General features: G+C 67.8%; 14 protein-coding genes. 9 read left to right on the top strand and 5 right to left on the bottom strand.

Annotated features, from left to right (window positions below; genetic code table 11):
• Positions 1 to 41: 41 nt before the first annotated feature.
• The gene (locus NOCYR_RS08020) at positions 42 to 1391 is read left to right on the top strand and encodes a WS/DGAT/MGAT family O-acyltransferase (protein WP_048834002.1); all 1350 of its coding nucleotides are present in this window, start codon (positions 42 to 44) and stop codon (positions 1389 to 1391) included.
• Here the strand turns inward: NOCYR_RS08020 and NOCYR_RS08015 are convergent.
• Complete coding sequence (locus NOCYR_RS08015) at positions 1381 to 3465, bottom strand: MMPL family transporter (protein ID WP_014349855.1); 2085 nt, start codon at positions 3463 to 3465, stop codon at positions 1381 to 1383. The two genes, NOCYR_RS08020 and NOCYR_RS08015, sit on opposite strands and share 11 nt — an antisense overlap.
• A 113-nt stretch (positions 3466 to 3578) precedes the next feature.
• Positions 3579 to 4439, bottom strand: coding sequence for a MerR family transcriptional regulator (locus NOCYR_RS08010; RefSeq protein WP_014349854.1), 861 nt, complete (start codon positions 4437 to 4439; stop codon positions 3579 to 3581).
• A 115-nt stretch (positions 4440 to 4554) separates the two neighbouring features.
• Between NOCYR_RS08010 and NOCYR_RS08005 the strand changes: the two genes are divergently transcribed.
• Genes NOCYR_RS08005 through NOCYR_RS07995 form a run of 3 tightly spaced genes read left to right on the top strand, consistent with a single transcriptional unit; the run spans position 4555 to position 7210 of the window.
• Positions 4555 to 5172 (top strand): lipocalin family protein, encoded by a 618-nt coding sequence (locus tag NOCYR_RS08005; RefSeq protein WP_048833167.1) that lies wholly within the window; start codon positions 4555 to 4557, stop codon positions 5170 to 5172.
• Positions 5169 to 6497 carry a cryptochrome/photolyase family protein gene (locus NOCYR_RS08000; protein ID WP_014349852.1) on the top strand — a complete coding sequence of 443 codons (1329 nt, stop codon included), beginning with the start codon at positions 5169 to 5171 and terminating at the stop codon, positions 6495 to 6497. Before NOCYR_RS08005 ends, NOCYR_RS08000 begins: the two co-directional genes overlap by 4 nt.
• A 53-nt stretch (positions 6498 to 6550) precedes the next feature.
• Positions 6551 to 7210, top strand: coding sequence for a fasciclin domain-containing protein (locus NOCYR_RS07995; protein ID WP_048834000.1), 660 nt, complete (start codon positions 6551 to 6553; stop codon positions 7208 to 7210).
• Here the strand turns inward: NOCYR_RS07995 and NOCYR_RS07990 are convergent.
• The gene (locus NOCYR_RS07990) at positions 7191 to 7667 is read right to left on the bottom strand and encodes a hypothetical protein (protein WP_048833166.1); all 477 of its coding nucleotides are present in this window, start codon (positions 7665 to 7667) and stop codon (positions 7191 to 7193) included. The genes NOCYR_RS07995 and NOCYR_RS07990 overlap by 20 nt on opposite strands.
• A gap of 393 nt (positions 7668 to 8060) precedes the next feature.
• Between NOCYR_RS07990 and NOCYR_RS07985 the strand changes: the two genes are divergently transcribed.
• From NOCYR_RS07985 to NOCYR_RS07975, 3 genes are all read left to right on the top strand, one after another.
• Positions 8061 to 9284, top strand: coding sequence for an alpha/beta hydrolase family protein (locus tag NOCYR_RS07985; protein ID WP_148280567.1), 1224 nt, complete (start codon positions 8061 to 8063; stop codon positions 9282 to 9284).
• A 277-nt stretch (positions 9285 to 9561) separates the two neighbouring features.
• A complete protein-coding gene (locus NOCYR_RS07980; RefSeq protein ID WP_048833164.1) occupies positions 9562 to 9936 on the top strand; it encodes an RNHCP domain-containing protein in 375 nt (124 codons plus the stop codon).
• 11 nt (positions 9937 to 9947) lie between these two features.
• Positions 9948 to 10361, top strand: coding sequence for an RNHCP domain-containing protein (locus tag NOCYR_RS07975; protein WP_048833999.1), 414 nt, complete (start codon positions 9948 to 9950; stop codon positions 10359 to 10361).
• 60 nt (positions 10362 to 10421) lie between these two features.
• Here NOCYR_RS07975 and NOCYR_RS07970 read toward each other — a convergent pair whose 3' ends face one another.
• Positions 10422 to 10892 carry an NUDIX hydrolase gene (locus tag NOCYR_RS07970; RefSeq protein ID WP_014349846.1) on the bottom strand — a complete coding sequence of 157 codons (471 nt, stop codon included), beginning with the start codon at positions 10890 to 10892 and terminating at the stop codon, positions 10422 to 10424.
• A gap of 4 nt (positions 10893 to 10896) precedes the next feature.
• On the bottom strand, positions 10897 to 11637 hold the full coding sequence (locus NOCYR_RS07965; protein ID WP_048833163.1) for a helix-turn-helix domain-containing protein: 741 nt from the start codon (positions 11635 to 11637) through the stop codon (positions 10897 to 10899).
• Positions 11638 to 11799: 162 nt separating this feature from the next.
• On the opposite strand from NOCYR_RS07965, the gene NOCYR_RS07960 reads away from it, so the two are divergent.
• A complete protein-coding gene (locus NOCYR_RS07960) occupies positions 11800 to 12099 on the top strand; it encodes a hypothetical protein (RefSeq protein WP_048833162.1) in 300 nt (99 codons plus the stop codon).
• Between the two features lie 207 nt (positions 12100 to 12306).
• Positions 12307 to 12900 (top strand): DUF1707 SHOCT-like domain-containing protein, encoded by a 594-nt coding sequence (locus NOCYR_RS07955; RefSeq protein WP_014349843.1) that lies wholly within the window; start codon positions 12307 to 12309, stop codon positions 12898 to 12900.
• Positions 12901 to 12948: the final 48 nt, after the last annotated feature.

Below are 12948 nucleotides of genomic sequence, written 5' to 3'. Positions count from 1 at the left end.
CCGGGCATCCGCGCCGGCCAGGACGCACCGAGGAGACCATGATCGACCTGATTTCACCGACCGACGCGATCTTCCTGCTGAACGAATCGCGCGAGCATCCCATGCACGTGGGATCGCTGCAGCTGTTCGAACCGCCCGAGGGCGCCGGACCGGAGTTCGCGCGGTCGGTCCATCAGCAGCTGCTCGAATCGGCGGTGACCGAACCGACCTTCCGTAAGCGGCCCGGTCGAATCCTCGGCGGCATCTCGAATCTCACCTGGACCTACGACGACGAGGTCGACCTCGACTACCACGTGCAACGGGCCGCGCTCGCCACGCCGGGCCGGGTCCGGGAACTGCTGGCGATGACCTCACGCCTGCACAGCGGACTGCTCGACCGGCACCGTCCGCTGTGGGAACAGCACCTCATCGAAGGGCTCGACGACGGCCGATTCGCCGTCTACACCAAGGTGCACCACGCCTTGATCGACGGTGTCGCGGCCCAGCGCCTGTTGCGGCGCACCCTGACCACCGACCCCTTCGACACCGACCTGCGGGCACCCTGGAATCTGCCCAAGCGCACTCGATCCGGTGCGGGCGGCGAGCGTTCCCGCACCGCCGATTTCGCGCGGTCCCTCGGCAAGCTGGCGCCGTCGACGGTGTCGCTGATCCGTTCGGCACTGGCCGAACAGCAGCTCACGCTCCCGTTCAGCGCGCCGGACACCATTTTCAATGTGCGCATCGGCGGAGCCCGGCGCTGCGCGGCGCAATCCTGGCCGCTGGAGCGCATCCGCGCGGTCAAGGGCGCGACCGGCGCCACCGTCAATGATGTTGTGCTGGCGATGTGTTCGGCCGCGCTGCGCTCATATCTGCTGGAACACAACGCACTTCCCGATACCCCGCTGATCGCCATGGTTCCGGTGTCGCTGCGGACCGAGAGCGAGGCCGACAGCGGCGGCAACATCGTCGGCACGATCCTTTGCAACCTGGCGACTCACGTGTCCGACGCGGCCGAGCGCCTGGAGATCATCAGTGCGTCGATGCGCGAAGGCAAACGGCTGTTCGCGGAGATGCCGAGAATTCAGGCCTTGGCGGTGTCGGCGGTGATGGTGTCGCCGCTCGGGCTGGCGAGCCTGCCGGGTTTCGTCTCGATGACCCGTCCGCCGTTCAACATCGTCATCTCCAATGTGCCCGGCCCGCAGCAGCCGATGTACTACTGCGGGGCGCGGATGGACGGCAGCTACCCGATGTCGATTGTGCTGGACGGACAGGCGCTCAACATCACGCTGTCCTCCAATGCCGACAACCTCGACTTCGGCATCGTCGGCTGCCGCCGCAGCGTGCCCCATCTGCAACGGCTGCTGGCTCATCTCGAGGCCGGACTCGCCGAGCTCGAGCACGTCACGTCCTGACGCGGGACCCGGCGTCCTCGGCCGCCGTCGCACCGGTGAGCACGCTCGGCCACCAGATGCGATCGCCGATGGTGGCGAAGGCGGCCGGAACGATGACGGTGCGCACGACGAAGGTGTCGAGCAGGATGCCGAGGCCCACCACAATTCCCAGCTGGGTGAGGGTGATCAGGGGCAGCACACCGAGCACGCAGAACACCGCCGCCAGCACCAAACCCGCGCTGGTGATGACGGTGCCGGTCGTGGCGACCGCCCGCACGATCCCCTGCGTGGTGCCGTGGCCCGGTGTCTCCTCGCGCGCACGGACCACCAGAAAGATCGAATAGTCCACGCCGAGCGCCACCAGGAACAGGAAGGCGAACAGCGGAATATTGGTGTCGATGGCCGGGAACCCGAACAGGTGCACGCTGACCCAGCTGCCGAGCCCCAGCGCCGCGAGCGCGCTCAGCACCGTCACCGTGACCAGCACCAGCGCTGCCGGGATCGCCCGCAGCAGCCCGATCAGGATGATCAGCACGACCAGCAAGATCAGCGGAATGATCACCGCGCGGTCCCGGCTCGCCGCGTTGCGGGTGTCGAGGGCCTCCGCGTCGCTGCCGCCGACCAGGGCGTCCGCGTCCGGGATGGCGGCCAGCCGGTCGCGCATCGACTCGATCTGGGCGAAGGCGCGTTCGGATTCCGGCGGCGCGTCGATCACCACCGCCCAGCGCGTCAGCCCGGAATCCGCAGTGCCGGTGCGGGTGACGCGCTGAACGCCGGGCGTGTCGGTCAGCGCTTGCTCCACCTGCGGGGCCGCTACCGAACGCGCGACCACGACCGCGGGATCGCCGGTGCCCGCCGGGAAATGCGCGGCCAAGGTCTCGAATCCGGCCACCGATTCGGCCTGCACCCGGAACTGTTCGGTTTGCGAGAGCCCGACGTCGACGGTGAACAACCCGGCCGCGCACACCACCAGTGCGGCCGTCGCGCTGGTTGCCACCAGGGCGCGTCGTTCGACCACTCGCGTCGCGATCGCATGCCAGACGCCGGTCTCGGTCACATCGGGTCCGCCCGCCTCGGGCACGAAGGGCCAGAACACCTTCCGGCCGCACAGCGCCAGCGCGGCAGGCAAGCCGAACAGCACGAACACCACCACGACCAGCAACCCGGCGGCAGCCGATGCGCCCAGGCTGCGGGTGCTCGGTACCGACGCCAGCAGCAGGATCAGCAGCGCGGAGACGACGGTGAGGTTGCTGGCGAGGATGGCGGGCCCGGCTCGGCGGCAGGCGCGGTGCAGCGCGCTGCGGTGGTCGGATTCGCGCCGTAATTCGTCGCGATACCGCGACACCAGCAGCAGCGCGTAGTTGGTGCCCGCACCGAAGACCAGCACGCTGGTGATGCCCGAGGTGGAGCCGTCGAAGCTGAGCTCGGTCAGCGCGGCCAGTCCGGTGCCGACGCTGGTGGCGACCCGGTCGGCGAGACCGACGATGAACAGCGGGATCAGCCACAGCACCGGCGACCGGTACGTGACGATCAGCAAGATCGCCACGACGGCGGCGGTGACCGCCAGCAGAGTGGCATTCGCGCCGGAGAACGAGTCGGCGATATCGGCGCCGAAGGCCGGCCCGCCGGTCACCTGGAGTTGTAGCTCCTCGGGCAGGCCGGTCGTGGAAACCGTGCGGAGCCGGTCGATCTCGTCGGTGAGTGCGAACCCGCTGAGCTCAGTGGAGACCGGGACCTGGCCGATGGCCGCGGCACCGTCCGGCGCGGTGACCAGGTGGATCTCGCCGGGTTCGCCCGCGCCGGCCCGGGCCACTGCGTCGCGAGCCGCCGCCAGATCGGCGTCGGTCAGCGCGGCGCCGTCGTCACGGGAGACCACGATGACCGCCGCGGCCGAGCCGGCATCGGGGAACTGCGCCAGCGCCTGTTCGATCTGTGCGGACTGATTACCGTCGGGCAGCGAGTTCGGCGCCTCGCCCGCGGACTCGTTCTCCCCGACCGCGCCGATGACGCCGATCGCGGCGATGGCGAGCACGATCAGCACCCACCACGACCGGCGAGAACTCACCACCGAGGCATACCGGTTCCAGATGTCCACCCGACCACCTTCTCAGAATCGGCGCCGGCACAGCGCCGGACGGCGATCTGCGGCTCAACCGCAGGTGCGCTCCACGCTAGCGCATTTCGAGGCACAAACGATGCGAACGGCGGTCAGTCGCCAGCGCCGATCACCCGGTCCACCGCATCGGCGAGCCCGGTCAGGCTGATGGTCGAGGCCGGCAGGATCACCGATTCCCAGCCCGGCCCGCCCACCAGCACCCGGGCACCCGCGGCCTGTCCGGCGCGGATCGCCGAGATCAGCGCGGTGGATTCCTGCTGAGACCACAGCACCACCACCGGGGTGCGATCGGTACGCGCGAGCGTGTCGGAGAGCGCGGCGGTGGGGACATTGGCGCCGAGCATCCAGACGCTCACTCCCCGTTCGGCGAGCGCGGCCCGCAAGGCTTCCAGTGCGAGCACGTGGGTTTCCCCGCTGGTGCATGCCAGCACCGCCGACCGCGAGTTGGCTGGCGCCGTCGGCGGCCGGTAGCTGTGCAACGCGGCGGTGATCGACCAGGACAGCAGATGTTCGACATCGACGCAGCCCTCACCGCCCAGTTGCCGCTCGACGATCCGCGCGAATGCCGGGCGGCACAGCGACTCCCAGGTATCGATGACGCCATAGGTGTGCAGGTGCGCGCCCAGCTGTTCGGCCATGGTCTGGGTGTCCAGCTCGAACGCCGCCGCCAGCAGCGTCACCCAGTCGCCGTGCGCGGGCGCGGCCGGCCGGCTGGTGACCGCGGCGGCCGCGCTCGCCGGGCTGGCACCGGCACGCACCAGCTCCAGCATCCGCCGCACGACGGCGATATCGGCCTCGGTGTAGAGGCGATGACGTCCGGGTTCGCGGGCCGGGCCGATGCCGTAGCGCTGATTCCAGCTGCGCAGGGTCGCGGTGGGGATGCCGAGGCGCTCGGCGACGACACGCACCGGGTATCCCGACGCGTCGGGCGGAGAGGAGGACCCGGCGAGCATGGTGTCATTCTGCCTGGTTCACCGGGGCGCCTCCGGAACGCGACCCAATATTGCATCGTTTCTGCATCGTTTTATGCTACCGTTGGTGCGGTCACCGAGACCTGAGGAGCGTCCGATGAGATCACTCAGCACGTCCAGGCGAGCCGCGATTGCAGCAGGTATCGCCGCCGTGGCGGTCCTGATGGCGCCGCCGGCCGGGGCCGATCCGCAGCCCGGCCCGCTCGCGCCACCGCGTCCGGTCGCCGAACTCGACGTCCAGCGCTATCTCGGCACTTGGCGCCAATTGGCCGCGGTACCACAGATTTTCAACCTCTCTTGCGCCCGCGATACGACAGCCGAATACGCTCTGACCGAGCGAGGCGACATCGCCGTCCGCAACTCATGCGTGACGTGGACCGGCGAGCTGAACCAGATCCAGGGCACCGCGACGGTGAACGACCCGCGGACCCGCGCCCAGTTGCACGTCAGCTTCCCAGGTGCGCCCGGTCAGGACCAGCCGAGCGGGCCGACCAACTACATCGTCACGGCCTTGGGGCCGGACTATTCGTGGGCCCTGGTGACCGACCCGACCCGGCTGTCGGGCTTCGTCCTGGCCCGCGCACCACAGCTGGACCCCGCGACCTGGGACGATGTGCGCGCCGCCATCACGGCCGTCGGCCAGAGCCCCTGCGTCTACCTGACCTCACCCACCACCGGCGGCATCGGCGATATCGCGCCGCTGTGTACACGATGACCGCATCCTCGGCTCCCTCGATCGCGCTGTTCACCCGCGATCTGCGGATCCACGACAATCCGGTCTTGGCCGCTGCGTCCGATCACGGGTCACCGGTGATTCCGCTGTTCGTCGCCGACGACGCCATCCTCACCCGTTTCGGCGCCCCCAACCGGATTCGTTTCCTGCTTGCCGCGCTGGCCGAACTCGATGACGAATTGCACCGTCGCGGTAGTCATTTGGTGCTCCGCAGGGGCGACACCGTGACGGAGACCGCGCGGCTGGCTCGCGAGGCCGGCGCTACCGATGTGCATCTGGCAGCCGATGTGAGCGCCTACAGCGCGCGCCGGGCACGTCGCCTGCGCGCGGAACTCACCGAATGCAGGCTGCATCTGCATGGGGAAACCATTACGGCGGTCGATCCCGCCGCGCTGCGACCATCCGGCGGCGGTGATCATTTCGCGGTCTTCACCCCGTATTTCCGGCGGTGGACCGAGACTCATCGACGCGACCCTATCCCCGCCCCCAGAAAACTCGGCACTTTCCCGGTGCCGACCGATCCGCTACCTGACGCGGCCGATCTGTGTGATGGTCCCGGATCGCCACACCTATCCGTGGGCGGCGAATCCACTGGGCGAAAGCTGCTGCGCCAGTGGGTTTCCCACGGCATACACGACTACGACCGGCTCAGCGACGCCCTCGACGCCGACGCCACCTCACATCTGTCGCCCTACCTGCATTTCGGCTGCCTGTCGCCGGCACAGGTGCTCGCCGCGGTGGATCCGGATTCCGGCGGCGGGCACGCGTTCGCCCGGCAACTGGCCTGGCGCGACTTCCACCATCAGGTGCTCGCCGCTCGCCCCGACGCCGCCTGGTCCGACTACCGGCCGCGGCGGATCACCTGGCGCACCGACCCGCACGCCGTCGAGGCCTGGCAGCAGGGACGCACCGGACTGCCGATCGTCGATGCCGGGATGCGTCAGTTACGCGCCGAAGGCTGGATGCCGGGCCGTGCGCGGCTGATCGCCGCCAGTTTCCTCACCAAGTCCTTGCGCATCGATTGGCGGATCGGCGCCCGCCATTTCCTGCACTGGCTCGTCGACGGGGACTTGGCCAACAATCAGCTCAACTGGCAGTGGGCCGCGGGTACGGGCACCGACACCCGCCCCAATCGCGTCCTCAATCCGCTGCGCCAGGCCGCCCGCTTCGATCCCGGCGGCGACTACGTGCGGCGCTGGATTCCCGAACTGGCCGAGCTGCCCGGCGCCGCGATCCATCGACCCTGGCGGCACGGCATCGACCCCGCGCGTTATCCCGCGCCGATCGCGGAGTGCGCGGGCATGTGAGACATCGGCAAGTGCGACGGTCACCCGCCGCCCGAGGAAAGTTGGTGAACGACATGAGAACAACCAGAGCCGCAGTGGCGACCGTTCTGCTCGCCTTCGCCGTCACGGCCGCCGGATGCACCGATGACGAATCGGACTCCTCGTCACCGGCCGCGACGACGGAAGCGATGGCCACGACCATGGCACCGGAGACGTCGATGCCGGCCGGCGGTCCCGCCGCCGATCTGGTGGGGCCGGGCTGTGCGGCCTACGCCGAGCAGGTGCCGAGCGGGCCGGGCTCGGTCGAGGGCATGGCGGCCGAACCGGTCGGCGTGGCCGCCGCGAACAACCCGCTGCTCACCCAGCTCACGGCGGCAGTGTCCGGCCAACTGAATCCGCAGGTCAACCTGGTCGACACGCTCAACTCCGGGGAGTTCACCATCTTCGCCCCAGTCGACGAGGCGTTCGCGGCAGTCGATCCGGCCACGCTCGAGGCGTTGAAGACCGACGCCCAACTGCTGGCCACGGTGCTCACCTACCATGCGGTGCCGGGACGCCTGGGCCCCGACGAGATCGCCGGAACCCATAAGACCGTGCAGGGAGCCGAGGTCACCGTGACCCGATCCGGTGAGGGCATCGAGGTCGGCGAGGCCGCGGTGATCTGCGGCGGCGTACAGACCCGCAACGCGACGGTCTACCTGATCGACGCGGTGCTCATGCCGCCGACGAACTGAATCCATCGAGACCACGGAGCGCGTGGGCGCCGCGGGTGCCGCACCGGCCGCGGTCCCAGCGGAACTGCATCTCGGTCCAGCAGCCGTCGCCGGCGCTGCTGGGCCGAGTGCGCACGGTCGCCGACGGCGCGAGCGCATAGACGACCTGCCAATCGAGATCGTGGGCATCGCCCGGCGGTGCGGTGCGGGTGGCGGCGCCGAGCTGCACATGCACAACTCTTGCACTGGAAGTGATTTCGCAACGCACCACGGCGTCCTCATCCGCATTGTCGATAAGCCCCGTAGTCATCTCGTTGACAACGAGCCCGATGGCGTCGACGTCGTCATGCTCGAAAGCCTCTGTGACCGCGACGGTTTCGGCGATCGTCTGCAATGTCGCTGCCGCGTCCGGACCGGCCGGCAACCCCAGGCTGACCGCCGCGGCGGCTATCGGTGTGGATTCGGAACCAGGATCCATGCTGCGCACCTTTCGCTGTAGCGGCCGGTTCCGGCGCTGGGCGATACCGGCCCGAGAGGGACTATCTCGCGTCGAAATGACGCATGGTCAACGCCACGATGATGAGCAGAACGCTGGGCACCACCAGCACCACGATCGCGCTCGTTATATCCACCGGAAGCTCCCCACCCTCGGGGACACCACCACACCCCGGCGCTCGCGGAGGATCCGCCGATCCCGAAGACCGGCAGCTGAACCACAACTCTGCCTCGCCATCATCACAATTTGTTACCCGCCGAATTGCGAACACAAACATTCACCAGGTCATCCCATGGCCGCGTAGACGCCGAGCCCGACGCGCGCCGATCTTCTAAGCTGAAGCGGACCGACGGTTGCGGTGTCGATGTGTGGGGAGTGAAAGTCTTGCGGGTGCTCGTATTTCGAATCGTGTCGATCCTTGTTCTCTTGGGATTGAGCACGGTCGACGTCGTCGCACACGCCGAACCTGAAACGCGCCGACCGGTGCTCGTCACGCTGCCGGAACCCTCTGGCACCGAATCCATCGGCGTGGTGGACCTGCACCTGGTGGATACCGCGCGGCGCGATCCGTATGAACCGGCTGTGCCGCGCGAGTTGATGGTCAGCATCTGGTATCCCGCCGCCGACGTCGCCGGAGCTGCTGCGCGGTCATGGATGTCCCCCGCTCTGGTCGACATTTATGCTCACAGCCTTGCGCGGATCGCGCCGGGGACGGCTGGCCGGCTGAGGCTGGAACCCAGCCATGGTCATATCGGCGCGCCCGCGGCGACTTCTCGTGGGGCCCGGCCGATCATCGTGTTCTCCCCAGGCATGGGCATGCCACGTGAGCTGAGTACCGCTCACGTCGAAGACCTCGCTAGTCACGGATTCGTCGTGGTGACCATGAGCCACACGTACGAAGCCTCGGCGACGGAATTTCCGGGCGGACGTGTCGAGCGCAGTGTCCTGCCGCAGGCGCCCGGTCCCGGTGAAGTCGAGGCCCAGGGGACGCTCGCGATGACGACGCGGGTTTCCGATACGCGGTTCGTGCTCGACCGGCTCGCCGACATCGCCGCAGGCAGGAACCCGGACGCGCGTCGGCAACCGCTGCCCGCGAATCTCGCCGAGGCACTCGACCTGTCGAAGATCGGGATGTTCGGGCATTCCTTGGGTGGCGCCACCGCGGCCCAGGCGATGCACGACGACCGGCGGATCGCGGCGGCGGCGAACCTGGACGGCCGGCTGTGGGGTTCGGTGGTGACCGAGGGCCTGGACCGGCCGTTCCTGCTCATCAGCCGCGAGCGTTCCGGCCGTGCCGAAGTCCCGAGCTGGCAACAGTTCTGGGCCACCGCCCCCGGGCCGAGGCTCAACTTCATGCTCGACAACGCACAACACATGTCGTTCTGCGACACCGCGTTGATCGCCGCACCTCTCGTCACCGCCGGCCTCATCCCCTCCGCCGCCGCGTCGCAGGCCGTCGGCACCATCGATCCGCACAGGTCGCTCGCGGTGCAACGTGATTATCTGCGCAGCTTCTTCGATACGACGCTCGGTCGGCACCACGATCTCGCCCGGCTGCCGTCCAGCTTGCTGCACCCGGAGATGGTCCTGATCCCGTAACGACGTACTCGCGGAGTGTGCCGACCCGGCCGCCCTGGGCGGAAATCCACTGGCGTGCACTCGACACCCCGGCCTACAGTGCTCGATCGACCCGTTGAACAGGAACTTCCGACCGAAGGATGGTGCATGTTTACTCCCCGGATGGCGCCGAGGGCGCCTCACCGAATGACCGTCGCGCATATCGGCCAGGCCCGGCCTGCTCGGTAACGCGCCATCGTCGAGGCGCACTCGGCCGGCTCTCGCTGTTACTTTTCTCGTCTCAGTCAGGAGCTTCCGGGTGTCCGACACCACCTCGCCCACGCCGAGTCCAGCACAACGGACCGGCACCTTCACCTGCCTCGCCTGCGGGCTAGTCGTCGCCGAACTCGCGCCCGACGACAGCAGGCGCAACCACTGCCCGAGTTGCCTGTGCTCCAGGCACACCGTCGATCAGCGCGAACGCGGTCACTCCGAATGTGGCGGCCGCATGACTCCGCTGTCGATCGCGGCGCTGCGCACCGGACGGTGGGCCCTCGTGCACCGATGCGTCCGCTGCGGCGAACTGTCACTGCACCAGGTTTCCACCGATGACAATCAGTTGATCCTGATGCGCCTGGCAGTGCGGCCCCTCGCCGAACCACCCTTCCCGCTCGAAGTGTTCAGCGAGCTGTGAGGACCTCGATGATGCCGCGAAGAAACGCCACCCCACGCCGTCGGCAACGCACCAAGGACGTCCTGCACGCGACCGCCACCGGATCCCCGACCGGCACTTTCCGCTGCCTGCACTGCAGGTTCGACGTACCCCTACTGGCCCCCGGCACCGCCCACCGCAACCACTGCCCGCAATGCCTGACCAGCAGGCACGTCGACAGCCGCCGACCGGGCGACCGAGCGGAGTCGTGCCGAGGACGAATGCTCGCGATCAGCGTCTCGGTCCGCGACAGCGGCGAATGGGCACTCATCCACCACTGCCTCGCCTGCGGAGCCGTGCGCTCCAACCGCATCGCCGGCGACGACAACGCCGTGGCCCTGATGCGCATAGCCGTTCGCCCACTGGCTGATTCGCACGTCGGGAGGAGGGCTCTGCTGGCGCTGTAGAGATTCCGACGAAGGCCCCACCGCTTGGCGCTGGTGGCGCCTTCGTTCCCGTCTGGGCTCTCAGCCGAGGTAGGGGCCCGGTCGCCCCTCCAGGTAGTGGGACAGTCTGAGTCGCTGCGTGTGATGCATGTCCAGGTTGTCCAGCTCCGTCGGATCGACGAACCGAAGTTCGGTGGACTCGTCGGATATGGCTAGCTCGCCGCCGACTACTCGCGCGAGGAAGCACACATTGAACTGGCGCCGCACCTCGCCGTCGCTATAGGCGATGATGTGGCGCGGATCGGTGTAAGTGCCGACGAGCCCGGTGATTTCGATATCGAGCCCCGTCTCCTCCTTGACCTCTCGTACAGCACAGCCAGGAAGGCTGTCGGTCATCTCCATCGCACCACCGGGCAATGCCCAGAGTCCGCTGTCGGCGCGGCGCTGCAGCAGGATGCGCCCCTTTTCGTCGCACACGACAGCGGAAGCGGCGACGACGAGACTGTTCGGCTCGGGTGCGGATGGGTCGTCGTAGTATTCGGTGCGCGTCATCGGCTCACCCTTCCACCGGTCGGCCGGTTTGCCAGACCGCCTCGAAACTGTCGGTATACGTGTCGAATAGACCACCATCCGTGGTGCGGCGCAGATGCCAGACCGGCGCACGGTAAGCGTTCATTCCCCATATGTGGGCATTGACGAGCATTTCCTCATCGGCACGAAAAATGCTGTTGTAGAGCGTGGTGGCATGAGTCCGTAGCTCGATGCCGGGTGTGGCTTGCAGCGGTCGGTAGTGCAGCAAGGCCAGGCGGCAACGCGATTCGATGCCGTGCCCGAATTTCTCCTCGTCGCCTCGTTGCCGGACGTTGGCACTGTCCGCGTCACCTACGGCTATCCGTATCGAACAGCCCGCGCCCGCCCGTTCTATCAACAGGTCATTGAGCCGGGGATACGCCTCGTGCAAGAAGACCGCCGCGTAGACCAAGACGTCGATATGGTGGCGCGCAGCCGCGAACACGTCGACGAAAACCGACGGCGGAACGTCGGGCCGCTGATCGTAGAGGGCAACTAGTTCGGGGCTGACGGCCCGTGCTGTACGTGCCTGCCGGAGCGCGGGCCACAGGGCATTGACGTCCTCACCAAGACACTCCGCAGCATGAATTGCGGTACGCCGCCGGGGGACTCGACCTAGATTTACCCAGCGCTCCACCGATTTTGGGTCCACACCGGTCGCTTCAGCCAAACGTCCGTGAGTCCATCCCCGCGCGGCCATCGCGGCGCGCAACCGCTCATTCGCCATAGGGACGTTGTACACCCATCAGGACGTCCTGAAGTGGGAAACGTACGAGGTTCCGCCGTCCCCGTGATCAACGCGAGGCTCACTCCAGGCCGCGCCGCCCGGTCGACCATGAATCCCGGGCGGCGGGGCACCGCCAAAACTCGATCAAGGGGTGGTTCACGAGTGAAGCCGATAGCTCTGGGATGGATCGACTACGAGCGCAGCAGCGCGCCGGACTGGCATGCAGCACAAATGCAGCGGCTGGCCCGAAAGCTGGGGTATCGGCTGGTCTGGCCTGCCGATGTATCGGTCCTTCCATTGACGGACCAGGCGCGAAATACCAGCGCCGAGGCGGTCATCCTGCCTGCACCAGACCACATCGGTGTCCTCGAGCTGGACGCGCTCATGCACATCGCGGACGTGGAAACGGTATGCCCGCGCTTGTCATTCGCCCGCTGGTCCATCACGGCGACACCGGTGTGAGCGAATGGACCGTCCCCACCGGATACGCCATCGCGATCGGCCTGCCGCTACTGGTGATCGCCGCCACGATCTGGTGGCCACACGACTAGAGCGAAGAACAGCCCGCGGCGGGGCCCCATGGCGCTCGATCGCCGACCGGGCAACGTGCTCGGGTGCGACACTGGACTCGGTGACAGTTCTCAGCGCCGGTAAGGAAGTGTCGATGCCATGACCTCGAATCCCGATCCCGCCGATGATCTGCTCCTCAGCGAAGACGAACGGACGCACGCCCTCGACGCGCTCGGCAAGCACTACGCCGATGGGCGATTGGACACCGCCGAGTTCTACGACCGTTCGGGCGCCGCCGCGACCGCTCGCACCTTCGGCGCCCTGGCCGACGTGTTCGCCGGCCTTCCCGGCGGCGCGCCGCTGAGCCGCGTCGACGGTCAGGTGGTGAAGGTTCCTTTCTCCGATGACCATGCCGTACCCGGAGGCGACAAGGTCGCTGCTTCTACCGCTGCGGCCGAACTGTCCGCCCTCCGTGCCCGCGGCAACACCATCGAATCGCTCGACTGGATCATCGTCGGCATCACGCTGATCAGCTTCCTCGTCCTGCAGGTAATTGTGGGCTGGGACTACGCCTGGATCGTCTGGCCGTCGCTGATCGTCACCCTGAGCATCCCGAGGATGATCCTGCGGTTCAGCGATACCGACGAGAAGGTCTACGAGGACCTGAAGAAGTCCGATGCCGAGTCCAGGAAGCAGCGGCTCGCCGAGGCCGCGAAACGGATCCGGGAACTCGAAGGCGGCAACGGACGCTGACAGTGCGAACGCCCACCGGCGCGCCGCAGGCGTTCGGCCACACGTGGG

This window comes from Nocardia cyriacigeorgica GUH-2 (assembly GCF_000284035.1).
Classification (GTDB): Bacteria; Actinomycetota; Actinomycetes; order Mycobacteriales; family Mycobacteriaceae; genus Nocardia; species Nocardia cyriacigeorgica_B.
The sequence above is the reverse complement of the archived record's forward strand: the minus strand, read 5'-3'. Positions and strand labels throughout refer to the sequence as shown.

Bases quoted from the DNA above. Each gene is read 5' to 3' on its own strand.
- NOCYR_RS08010 (WP_014349854.1), bottom strand. From the start codon at position 4,439: ATGCTCGCCGGGTCCTCCTCTCCGCCCGACGCGTCGGGATACCCGGTG.
- NOCYR_RS08005 (WP_048833167.1), top strand. From the start codon at position 4,555: ATGAGATCACTCAGCACGTCCAGGCGAGCCGCGATTGCAGCAGGTATC.
- NOCYR_RS08000 (WP_014349852.1), top strand. From the start codon at position 5,169: ATGACCGCATCCTCGGCTCCCTCGATCGCGCTGTTCACCCGCGATCTG.
- NOCYR_RS07995 (WP_048834000.1), top strand. From the start codon at position 6,551: ATGAGAACAACCAGAGCCGCAGTGGCGACCGTTCTGCTCGCCTTCGCC.
- NOCYR_RS07990 (WP_048833166.1), bottom strand. From the start codon at position 7,667: ATGGATCCTGGTTCCGAATCCACACCGATAGCCGCCGCGGCGGTCAGC.
- NOCYR_RS07975 (WP_048833999.1), top strand. From the start codon at position 9,948: ATGCCGCGAAGAAACGCCACCCCACGCCGTCGGCAACGCACCAAGGAC.
- NOCYR_RS07970 (WP_014349846.1), bottom strand. From the start codon at position 10,892: ATGACGCGCACCGAATACTACGACGACCCATCCGCACCCGAGCCGAAC.
- NOCYR_RS07965 (WP_048833163.1), bottom strand. From the start codon at position 11,637: ATGGCGAATGAGCGGTTGCGCGCCGCGATGGCCGCGCGGGGATGGACT.
- NOCYR_RS07955 (WP_014349843.1), top strand. From the start codon at position 12,307: ATGACCTCGAATCCCGATCCCGCCGATGATCTGCTCCTCAGCGAAGAC.